This window comes from Streptomyces sp. BR123 (assembly GCF_013401435.1).
Taxonomy (GTDB): Bacteria; Actinomycetota; Actinomycetes; order Streptomycetales; family Streptomycetaceae; genus Streptomyces.
On record NZ_JACBGN010000286.1, the window covers coordinates 1 to 9,196 of the forward strand.

7 protein-coding genes and 1 pseudogene are annotated in these 9,196 nt (G+C 75.3%); 3 read left to right on the forward strand and 5 right to left on the reverse strand.

The window, feature by feature from the left end:
* Positions 1–184: 184 nt before the first annotated feature.
* Positions 185–1,402, forward strand: coding sequence for a hypothetical protein (locus tag HYE82_RS29895; RefSeq protein WP_179177317.1), 1,218 nt, complete (start codon positions 185–187; stop codon positions 1,400–1,402).
* Positions 1,403–1,551: 149 nt separating this feature from the next.
* On the opposite strand, the gene HYE82_RS29900 is transcribed toward HYE82_RS29895, so the two are convergent.
* From HYE82_RS29900 to HYE82_RS29910, 3 genes are read right to left on the reverse strand one after another with little or no spacing between them, the layout of a single operon-like run.
* Positions 1,552–2,520: a 3-oxoacyl-ACP reductase gene (locus HYE82_RS29900; RefSeq protein ID WP_179177318.1), complete on the reverse strand. Its 969-nt coding sequence runs from the start codon at positions 2,518–2,520 to the stop codon at positions 1,552–1,554.
* Positions 2,521–2,534: 14 nt separating this feature from the next.
* Entirely contained in the window at positions 2,535–3,614 is a 1,080-nt protein-coding gene (locus HYE82_RS29905; RefSeq protein ID WP_179177319.1) for an alcohol dehydrogenase catalytic domain-containing protein, read from the reverse strand.
* A 58-nt stretch (positions 3,615–3,672) separates the two neighbouring features.
* The gene (locus tag HYE82_RS29910) at positions 3,673–4,527 is read right to left on the reverse strand and encodes a MaoC/PaaZ C-terminal domain-containing protein (protein WP_179177320.1); all 855 of its coding nucleotides are present in this window, start codon (positions 4,525–4,527) and stop codon (positions 3,673–3,675) included.
* A 280-nt stretch (positions 4,528–4,807) separates the two neighbouring features.
* Between HYE82_RS29910 and HYE82_RS29915 the strand changes: the two genes are divergently transcribed.
* On the forward strand, positions 4,808–5,179 hold the full coding sequence (locus HYE82_RS29915; protein ID WP_179177321.1) for a response regulator transcription factor: 372 nt from the start codon (positions 4,808–4,810) through the stop codon (positions 5,177–5,179).
* Positions 5,180–5,257: 78 nt separating this feature from the next.
* Here HYE82_RS29915 and HYE82_RS29920 read toward each other — a convergent pair whose 3' ends face one another.
* Both HYE82_RS29920 and HYE82_RS29925 read right to left on the reverse strand, forming a co-directional pair.
* Positions 5,258–6,451, reverse strand: a complete 1,194-nt coding sequence (locus HYE82_RS29920) for a beta-ketoacyl synthase N-terminal-like domain-containing protein (protein ID WP_179177322.1) — start codon at positions 6,449–6,451, stop codon at positions 5,258–5,260.
* 24 nt (positions 6,452–6,475) lie between these two features.
* A complete protein-coding gene (locus tag HYE82_RS29925; RefSeq protein WP_179177323.1) occupies positions 6,476–8,644 on the reverse strand; it encodes an acyl-CoA dehydrogenase in 2,169 nt (722 codons plus the stop codon).
* A gap of 250 nt (positions 8,645–8,894) precedes the next feature.
* On the opposite strand from HYE82_RS29925, the pseudogene HYE82_RS29930 reads away from it, so the two are divergent.
* Positions 8,895–9,196: pseudogene (locus HYE82_RS29930) on the forward strand (hypothetical protein); the annotation flags it as partial.

Below are 9,196 nucleotides of genomic sequence, written 5' to 3' on the forward strand. Positions count from 1 at the left end.
CCCCCGCCCGCACCCCCGGGCCGGCTCTGCCGCACCGGTACACCCACGGGCGCCCGTACAGGCACACGCTTCCCTTCCGCCTCGGCAGAACCGCCGAGCGGCCACCCGTATGTGTGAAGCACCGGGGGTCGCGTTGTCCGCCTGCAACGCGAAAACTAGCTTCCTCACCGGAGGTGACGCACGGATGACTGTCTGTGCCATCGAGATCACGACGGCTGCCCCGTTCACCATCGCCGCGGACGGGTCGTACGCTGCCAGGCTGGCCGGCACCGGCGAGGCGCGCTACCCGGAGCGCTGGACCCTCGGGGGGCCCGAGCCGTACGCGGTGCCGCTGCCGCTGGCCCAGCCCGAGGAGGCGGACAGCGAGGTCCTGCCGCTGGCCGACGGGCGGGTGCTGATCCACCGCCGGGTCGCGCGGCGGCACGCCTTCGCCCTGCTGTACCCGACCGGCAGCACCAGGGCCGGCTGGCGGACCGGGGAGCTCCCGCTGGGCTCGGTGGAGCCCGCCGGGGAGGGCGTACGGGTGTCACTGCTGCCCCCGTCGCCGGACGGGGGCAGCGCCTTCGCCCTGGCCGCCTCGGACACCGAGACCACCGTCTGGCGGGTGGCCGGGGGCCCGTTCGGGCAGGCCGCGAGGATCCCGGGCCGGTGCACGGGCGGCGTCTGGCTGGACCGCGGCGGCCGCATGCTGGCCCTGGACCGGGAACTGGGCGGCATCGTCAAGGCCGTCGCGGTGGACCTGGCCGGGAGCGGCGCGTTCTCCCCGCTGCTGCAGATCGCGGACGGCAGCAACGACCGGCTGCTGCTGGCCGACCCCGGCAGCGGGCTGCTGCTGATCCGCTCGGACGCCCCCGGCACGTCCCGCCTCGGCTGGGGCGTCCTGGGCAGCTCCCTGCCGGTGCGCTTCCCGGAGTGCCTGCGCGGCGAGGGCGGGGTCCCGTTCGCGGTCCAGCCGGGGCAGGCCCTGACGCCGGAGACCTGCGCGGTCGCGCTCCGGCTGGAGGACGGCGGCCTCGGCCTGTGGCGGCCCGCCGACCGGCGCGTCTTCCGCCTTCCCGCGCCCGCCGGCTGGCTCGGCGCCGGGCTGTGGAGCCCCGAGGGCCGGCTGCGCCTGCCGTACTCCACCGCGGAGATGCCGTGCGGGATCGCGGGGCTGACCATGCCTGCGGCGCCGCCGCCGGTCCGGCTCGAACCGCCGCCTGCGGCGGCCGCGCCCCGCCCGGTCCCGCTGCAGCAGGCGCCCCTCCAGCAGGCACCGCCGCCGCAGGCGCCCGCGCAGCAGGCACCGCCCCCGCAGAGGCCCGTACCGCAGGTGCCCGTACCGCAGAGGCCCCTACCGCAGGGGCCCGTACCGCAGGAGCCCGCGCAGCAGGCGCCCCTCCCGCAGCCCGCTCGGGTCTGACCCGGGTCCCGGGCGGGCCGCGGGGGCGGGCCCGCCCGGGGTGCACGCTGAGCGGCCGCCGCGAAGTCGGCCGCGGTTCGCCAGCGCCCCGAAGCGGCGCGGGAACTGCGCGACCGGCCACGACGGGCCCGCAGGCGATCGCCGGCCCGTCACGGCACCGCCCCCGGAGCGCCTGCCTGGCCGCGCGCCAGGCCCAGCACCTCGGCCGCCGCGAAGGTCTCGTCCGCCGGGCGTGCCGCGTAGTGCGGGGTGAGGAGGGCGTCCAGCTCCTCGTACGAGAAGGCCTCCTTGGCGGCGTCGAACCGGGCGGCCACCTTGGGACGTTCCATCACGGCCACCATCCCGCCGTGCACGACGAACAACTGCCCGTTGACCCCGGCCGCGGCCGGCGAGGCCAGGTAGCCGACCAGCGGGGAGACGTGCTCGGGGGCGAGCGGGTCGAGCCCGCCGTCCACCGGCTCCCGGAAGCCGGCGAAGACGTCCTCGGTCATCCGGGTACGGGCTCGCGGGCAGATGGCGTTGGCCGTCACCCCGTACTTGGCCAGGGCCAGCGCCGTCGAGGTGGTCAGGCCCACGATGCCGCCCTTGGCCGCCGCGTAGTTCGGCTGCCCGGCCGAGCCGCCGAGGAAGGCCTCGGAGGAGGTGTTGACGATCCGGCCGTGGACCGGGCCGCCCGCCGCCTTCGACCGCTCTCGCCAGTGCACGGCGGCGAAGTGGGTGGTGTTGAAGTGCCCCTTGAGGTGGACCCGGATCACCGAGTCCCACTCCTCCTCGGACATCGAGAACACCATCCGGTCGCGCAGGATGCCCGCGTTGTTGACCAGGATGTCGAGCTTGCCGAAGCTGCTCACCGCCAGCTCGACGAGACCGCGCGCCTGCCCGAAGTCGGCGACGTCGCCGCCGTGCGCGACCGCCTGCCCTCCTGCGGCCCGGATCTCCTCGGCCACCTCCTGCGCCGGCCCGGCGGAGGCCTCGCCGGACCCGTCGCGGCCGGGCCGGCCGAAGTCGTTGACGACCACGCTCGCGCCGAGCCGGGCCAGCTCGACCGCCTCGGCCCGGCCGAGCCCGCGGCCGGCGCCCGTGACGATGGCGGACAGTCCCTCCAGTGGGAGCGTCATGTGCGGGGCTCCTCTCAGATGTCGATGCAGGTGCGCAGGGCGGTACCGGTGCGCATCTGGTCCAGGGCGTCGTTGATCTCGCCGAGCTGCACCCGGTGCGTGATCAGGCCTGCCAGGTCCACCCGCCCGGCCCGCCACAGGGCGATGGTCCGCTCGTACGACCGCAGCACGTCCCCGCCCCCGTACATCGACGGCAGGATCTTCTTCTCGTCGAAGAACAGCGAGAACATGTTGACCGAGTAGTTGTCGTCGAGGGCCCCCGCACCGACCACGACGACCGAGCCGCCGCGCCGGGTCATCCCGTACGCGGTCTGCACGGTGACGGACTTGCCGACGACCTCGAAGACGTAGTCGAAGCCCTCGCCGGCCGTGATCCGGTTCCGGGCGTCGGCGAAGGCCTCCGGCGCCACCGCCTCGGTCGCCCCGAACCGCAGCGCCGCCTCGCGCCGCGACTCCACCGGGTCGACGGCGACGATCTGCGCCGCGCCCTGCACCTTGGCGCCCTGGACGACGGAGACGCCGACGCCGCCGCAGCCGATGACCGCGACCGAGGAGCCGGCCTCCACCCCGGCGGTGTTGATGGCGGCGCCGAGCCCGGTGGTGACTCCGCAGCCGATCAGGGCGGCGATGTCGTACGGCAGGTCGTCGGGGATCTTCACGGCGCAGGCGGCCGGGACGACCGTCTCCTCGGCGAAGGTCCCGGTCCCGGCGAAGCCGAAGACGTCCCCGCCGCCCGCGCGGCGGAAGTTCGGGGTGGCGACGTTCCCGAAGGCCTCCAGGCACAGGTGCCCCTGGCCGCGCCTGCAGGCCGGGCAGTGCCCGCACGGCGGCAGCCAGCAGACCAGGACCCGGTCGCCGACGGCGTGGGTGGTGACGCCGTCGCCGACGTCGACGATCTCGCCGGAGCCCTCGTGGCCCGGGACGAAGGGGGCGGGCTGCGGCAGGACGCCGCTCATCGCGGAGAGGTCGGAGTGGCACAGTCCGGTGGCCCTGATCCGGATCCGGACCTTCCCGGGGCCGAAGCCCGCGGCCTCCATGTCGTCGACGACTTCCAGCTTGTCCTGGCCTATCTCGCTCTGCAGCGCTGCGCGCACGGTGCGGCTCCTCGGCTTCGGGCTTCGCGGGCTTGGTACTGGGCGTGGTTCGCGGCGGTCAGGCGTGTTCGACGACCGTGTCGGCGAGGACCGGCGCGCCGTCCCGTTCCACGGCGCCCACCTCGGCCCGGATCCGGCCCGGTTCCCGCCACATCCGGATCCGCAGGGTCTCGCCGGGGAAGACGATCCCGGCGAAGCGGGTGCGGTAGGCGCGGACCAGGGACACGTCCCCGCCGAGCAGGGTGTCGACGACCGCCTTGAGGGTCATCCCGTACGAGCAGAGGCCGTGCAGGATGGGCCGGTCGAAGCCGGCCGTCCTGGCGAACTCGGGGTCGGCGTGCAGCGGGTTCCAGTCGCCGGAGAGCCGGTACAGCAGCGCCTGCTCCTCGCGGATGAATCGCTCCTCGACCCGGTCGGGCTCGCGCTCGGGGGTCTCGGAGCGGGCGGAGGGCCCGCGGTCGCCGCCGAAGCCGCCCTCGCCGCGGACGAAGATCTGCGCGTCGCTGGTCCACAGCGGGCCGTCGGTGTCGGCGACCTCGGAGCGCAGCACGATGACGGCGGCCTTGCCCTTGTCGTACACGGCGGCGACCTTGCTGCTGGACCGGGCCCGCCCCTCGACCGGGATGGGCCGGTGCAGCTCGATGGAGTGGCCGCCGTGCAGGACGGCGGCGAGGTCCACGTCGATCCCCGGTGCGGCGAGGCCGCCCAGCATGGCCATGCGGGCGCCGGCGACGGTCGCGAAGCTGGGCAGGACGTGCAGCCGGGACTCCAGGGTGTAGCGCAGCTCGTCCGGGTCGGCGGCCGGGATCCCGGCCCCGAGGCCGAGGTGGTAGAGCTGGATGTCCTTGTGGTCCCAGGCGATGTCCCCGAGGCGGGGTTCGGCGGCCAGGGCCTTGGCGGCGTCGATCGGCATGAGGGTGCTGCTCCCTTGTCCGTGGAAGACCTCGGCGCGGTCGTCCGCACCGTCGGCCGCACCGAGGTCGCGTGCGGACCGGTCCGGGACGCTCCGGGACGCTCCGGCCGGCCTCGGGGCCGCCGCCCCGGACCGGGCGTTCTAGAACGCGTTCCAGAAACCGGTGAGGGAATGTATAACGCACGGCCCAGCACTTGGGAAGGCCGCTGACGCCATGTCAGATCCCTTCGGGTGAAGCGTCCTGCCGGGTTTCCGGCCGCCCCGCCCCTACCCTGGCCGGGTGGACGAAACACCCCGCTCGCACCGCCCGCCCCATTCCCTGCGGGTCCTCCTCTGGCCGCCGGACCCGGCCCTCGCGGTCCTGCTGGGGCTCCAGCCGGACATCGAGGTGGTGTCCTCCCCGCTGGAGCGCCCCGCGGTGGCCGTGGTGGACGACGTCCCGGCGGTGGCCGAGGTGATGGCGGACGACCCCGAGTGCCGCGTCCTGGTCACCACCGGCTCCGCCCACCCCGGCCTGCTGGACGCGGTCCTCGCCTCCGGCGCCTCAGGCCTGGTCCTGCGCGACGGCCCGCCGGACGACCTGGCGGACGCGATCCGCCGGGCGGCGCAGGGCGAGACGGTGGTCGACCCGGCCCTGCGCACCGGCTCCTGACACCGCGCCCCGTCAGGGGAGCGGCCCGACCAGCCGCAGACGGCCCGCAGGTCGGGCAGCGCCCGTCCGGCGGAGCGCTCAGGCGTCGCGGCGCAGGAGCGTCACCACCGCCGCCCCGCCCAGGCCGATGTTGTGGGCCAGGCCCACCCGCGCCCCGCCGACCTGGCGGGGGCCGGCCTCGCCGCGCAGCTGCCAGACCAGTTCCGCGGCCTGCGCGAGGCCCGTCGCGCCCAGCGGGTGCCCCTTGGAGATCAGGCCGCCGGACGGGTTGACCACCCACCGGCCGCCGTACGTCGTCGCCCCGGACTCGACGAGCTTCCCGGACGCGCCGTCCGCGCACATGCCGAGCGCCTCGTACGTCAGGAGCTCGTTGACGGAGAAGCAGTCGTGCAGCTCGATCACGTCGACGTCCTCGATGCCGAGGCCGGAGGCCCCGTACGCCTGCCGGGCCGCGGCCGCGCTCATCGGCTTGCCGACGACGTCGATGCAGGAGCCGGAGGCGAAGGACTCCGCGGTGTCCGTCGCCATCGCCTGGCCGGCGATCTCCACCGCCCTGCCGTGCAGCCCGTGCCGGACGAGGAACCGCTCCGAGACGACCACCGCCGCCGCGGCCCCGTCCGAGGTCGGCGAGCACTGCAGCCGGGTGAGCGGCGGGTGGATCGGCTTCGCGGCGAGGACCTCCTCGACCGTGTACACGTCCTGGAACTGGGCGTTCGGGTTGTGCGCCGAGTGCCGGTGGTTCTTCGCGCCGACCGCGGCGAGCTGCGCGGGGGTGGTCCCGTACCGCTCCATGTGCTCGCGTGCGGCGTTGCCGAAGATCTGGGCGGTGGGCGGGGACGTGGCGAAGCCGTGCCGGGCGGCCATGATCCCGTAGTGGCGGGCCACCGGGGAGGTGGCGAAGTCGCCGCCGTCGGCCCCGCCGCCGAGGGCGCCCTTCCTCATCTTCTCGAAGCCGAGCGCGAGCACGCAGTCGGCGAGGCCGCCCGCCACGAACTGCCGGGCCATCATCAGCGCGGTCGCGCCCGTCGCGCAGTTGTTGTTCACGTTGTAGACGGGGACCCCCGTCAGCCCCAGCCCGTACGCGGCCCGCTGGCCGGCCGTGGAGGCCTGGAAGCAGTAGCCGACCGGCACCTGCTCGACCAGTCCGTAGCCGATGCCCGCGTCCGCGAGGGCCGCCTCGCCGGCCTCCTTCGCCATGTCCCAGTACTGCCGGTCGCGCGATTCCGGCTTCTCGAACCGCGTCATGCCGACGCCCACGATGTACGACTTCATGCCTCTCGACTCCTTCGATTCCCGTCAGTCCCTGGGGAGGCCGAGGATCCGCTCGGCGACGACGTTGAGCTGGACCTGCGTCGTGCCGCCGGCGATGGTCAGGCAGCGGGACATCAGCAGCCCGTGCACCGCCCGCTCCCCCGCCCCCTCCCGTACGGCGCCGGCCGGGCCGAGCAGTTCGAGGGCGAGCTCCGCGGTCCGCTGCTGGTGCGGGGTCTGCACGAGCTTGCGTACGGACGCGCCCGCACCGGGCTCCAGCCCGGACACCTGCCGGAGCGTGGTGCGCAGCCCCATGCAGGCGAGGGCGTGCGCCTCGGCGGCGAGCGCGCCGATGCGGGCGCGCTGGGCCTCGCCGAGGCCGGCGGCCCGGTCGAGGAGGGCTTCGACGCCGGAGGCGAAGGCCAGTTGGTCGGCCATGTGGACGCGCTCGTTGCCGAGGGTGTTGCGGGCGACCTTCCAGCCGTCGCCGGGGGCGCCGACCAAGGCGTCGGCGGGCAGGACGGCGTCGTCGAACCAGACCTCGTTGAAGAGGGCCTCGCCGGTGATCTCCCGCAGCGGGCGCACGTCGATGCCGGGGGTGCGGCGCATGTCGACGACGAAGTAGCCGAGGCCGCGGTGCCTGGGGGCGTCCGGGTCGGTGCGGGCCAGCAGGATCCCGAAGTCGGCGGTGTGCGCGGAACTCGTCCACACCTTCTGCCCGTTGATCCTCCAGGTGCCGTCCTCCCCGGACCGCTCGGCCCTGGTCCGCAGGCCGGCCAGGTCCGAGCCCGCGCCCGGTTCGGAGAAGAGCTGGCACCAGGCGGTGTCCCCGCGCAGCGCCGGCAGCAGGTACCGCTCCTGCTGCTCGGGGGTCCCGTAGGCGAGCAGCGAGGGCACGACCCAGGTGGCGATCCCGAGGTCGGCGAGCCGCACGCCGGCCCGGGCCAGCTCCTGCTGGACGACGAGCTGTTCGACGGGGCCGGCGCCGAGGCCGTACGGGCGCGGCAGGTGCGGGGCCGCGTAGCCGGTCGGCGCCAGCGTGCGGCGGGCCGCGGCCGGGTCCTGGCCCCGCGCGGCCTCGGCGGCGCGACGGGCGGCGGGCCGGTACGCCTCGGCCTGCTCCGGCAGCTCCAGCCTGAGCTCGCGCCGGACCCCGCGGGACGCCAGCCGCACGGCCCGCAGCCGGTGCTCGTCGCCGGGGCCGAGGAGCTGCCGGGCGACGAGGGCCCGCCGCAGGTGGATGTGCGCCTCGTGGTCCCAGGTGAAGCCGATCCCGCCGAGGATCTGGATGCAGTCCTTGGCGCACGACCAGGCGGCGTCCAGTGCGGTCCCGGCGGCGAGGGCGGCGGCGAGGGAGCGCGGCCCGGCGGGCCCGTCCGAGGCCCGGGCGGCGTCCCAGGCGAGGGCCCGGGCCTGCTCCAGGCGGACCAGCATGTCGGCGCACAGGTGCTTGACCGCCTGGAACTGCCCGATGGGCCGGCCGAACTGCACCCGGACCTTCGCGTACGCGCTGGCCGTGTGCAGGGCCCAGGCGGCGGTGCCGCAGGCGTCGGCGGCGAACAGCGCGCAGGCGAGGTCCCTGACCAGCTCCCCGTCCAGGGCCAGCCGGCGGCCGGGCGGTACGGCGACGGCGCGCGCCCGGACCTCGGCGGTGGGCCGGGTCGGGTCGGCGGCGGCGTGCGGGCGGATCTCCAGGTCGGCGGCGTCCACGGCGTACCAGGAGGTCCCGCCGCCGGGGACGCGGTCCGCGCCCTGGGCGGCGAGCAGTACCAGGTCGGCCTCCCCGGCGCCGAGGACGGGCGGGGCGAGCCCGTCGAGCAGGTGCCCGCCGCCGGGGACGGGGGTGGCGGTCAGGCCGCCGGGTCCGAGGGCGACGGCCCCGGTCCGGGTGCCGTCGGCGAGCGCGCCGGCGAGTCCGGCGGCTCCGGCCCGCTGCAGCAGCGCGGAGGCGAGGACGCCGGGCAGGTACGGCCCGGGCACCGCGGCCCGGGCCGCTTCCTCGACCGCGACGGCGAGGTCGAGGAGGCCGCCGCCGTCCAGGTGGGGCGCGAGGAGCCCGGAGGCGGCGAGCGCGTCCCACCAGTCGGGTCGGACCCCGGTCCGGGGCGGGCTGTCGAGGAGCTTGCGGACGTCCTCGGGCGGCACGGTCCGGGCTGCCCAGCCGCGCACGGCTTCGGCGAGGTCCCGCTGCTCCTGTGTGATGGCGATGCCCATACGGATTCCTGCCGCCTCTCCACGTCCCCTGCCGGCGCCGGACCGGGCGTGGGTGCCCGGCGGTCCTGACCGCGGGCAGAGTAGAACACGTTCCATTCTGACGGAAGGTCAGACGGGAGGACATCCGGGCGACACGAATCGGCCACGGCCGAAAAACGCTCTAGCTGACCTCCGTCCCGAATGATCGAATCTGGGGCGTTCACGCCACCCCTACAATTCGACTCCAGAACGGAAATCGCCCGTGAATTCCATGACGTACGTGGATCTGCACCGCCGGGTATCACTGGACATCGAGGCGGAAATACAGGCCGCCGTCGCGGGACTCGTCCCCACGTCCGGAGCGGGCACGGCGAAGAGCGCGGCCAAGGGCGCGGTCACCGGACTCCTGCGCCATCAAAAGCTGAGGCATCCGCTCTCCGTGCTCCCGATGCTGGTGCACGGAATCGAGACGGGGAATACCGCGCCCGCCGTCCCGCTGTCCGCCCTGCACGTGCTGTGGTGGACCTCGGCCTGCTATCTCGACGACCTGGCCGACGCCCACGCCCCGAAGGC